The sequence below is a fragment of the Mariniflexile soesokkakense genome (genome assembly GCF_039650365.1).
Lineage (GTDB): Bacteria > Bacteroidota > Bacteroidia > Flavobacteriales > Flavobacteriaceae > Mariniflexile > Mariniflexile soesokkakense.
In genome coordinates this window covers 1-685 of record NZ_JAZHYP010000026.1, presented here as the reverse complement: position 1 = coordinate 685, position 685 = coordinate 1, and the positions used below count along the sequence as shown (strand labels likewise).

The 685-nt window shown below is 31.1% G+C and carries 1 protein-coding gene; it reads left to right on the top strand.

The window, feature by feature from the left end:
- Window positions 1–100: 100 nt before the first annotated feature.
- Window positions 101–526, top strand: a complete 426-nt coding sequence (locus VP395_RS15790) for a hypothetical protein (RefSeq protein WP_346242993.1) — start codon at window positions 101–103, stop codon at window positions 524–526.
- Window positions 527–685: the final 159 nt, after the last annotated feature.

Sequence of the window (685 nt, the reverse complement as noted above, 5' to 3'; positions counted from 1 at the left end):
TGCTAGCTTCTGATTTTCCTTCGGAAAATCCTCGCACACAAACACGCAACTTTCCTTATACATAAACGTTGTACGCAATTTGAGAAAAACCGAAATCTGAATGAATAACACGAAAAAATTAATACTTCGGATTTTAATTTCCACTAGTGTAATTCTGATTTTACTCGTCGGACTTTTCATTTTTGTGATTAAAAAAAATGGGATTACGGAATTTGACAAAAAGAATTACTCAACCGAAAAACCTGTAATCAAATTAAAAGGGACTGACAGAATTCCTAAAACTGCTTTCTGGATTGAAAAAAATGGTAAAGGAAACTGGTTTAACGTGGATTGGATGCATAATCATAAAAATAATGCGACAATTTCCATTTATGATAAATCTGGAGAACTTGAGATTAAAAGTAATTTTATGAAAATATGCCCAATTGACGAACTTAAATTCATAGAGAATTTGAAAACTGAAATTGACTATTACGATGGAAAGAATATTCAATTAAAAGATAATTGTTATCTATTAAAAAATTAAAAACTGCGTACAACAAAGTATATAAAAAATTGCTGGTGTTGTACTAAAACAAAGGTCGTTGCAGGTTTGCTACGTCTGAATTTCCTTCGGAAATTCCTCGCACGCAAACACGCAACTTTCCAAGAACTGTGTTAAAAACCAATAAAAAAGCAGTTTATT